Source organism: Paraburkholderia sp. SIMBA_027 (assembly GCF_046535315.1).
Taxonomy (GTDB): Bacteria; Pseudomonadota; Gammaproteobacteria; order Burkholderiales; family Burkholderiaceae; genus Paraburkholderia; species Paraburkholderia tropica.
Genome location: NZ_JAWRWY010000803.1, coordinates 1 through 264 on the forward strand (window position 1 = coordinate 1; position 264 = coordinate 264).

The window sequence follows — 264 nt, forward strand, 5'->3', positions numbered from 1 at the left end:
CATCGTGACGCGCAGTACCGCCGCGGCGCTGCAGGGCGGCGCCGTTGATCGGGTAGCGGGCGCTCGCCGAAATATCGAGCGGCGGGCAATAGGCCTTCGCCTGCTCCGGCGTCAGCCATTCATTATCGATGCCGTAGAGGCGGTTCGCATGGATGTGCCGCTTGAAGGACTGCTGGTCGTGAACATTGTGCGAGAGCATCATCACGCCGCGCGGCGAATACATCACATTGTAGTTGAGGTCCTGGGAGAGGTTCTCCCAGAGCT

General features: G+C 62.1%; 1 protein-coding gene. It reads right to left on the reverse strand.

What is annotated here, in order from left to right; translation table 11 throughout:
- The coding region (locus tag SB764_RS41285) for an FAD-dependent oxidoreductase (RefSeq protein ID WP_410866937.1) at window positions 1-264 on the reverse strand (264 nt) is incomplete at both ends.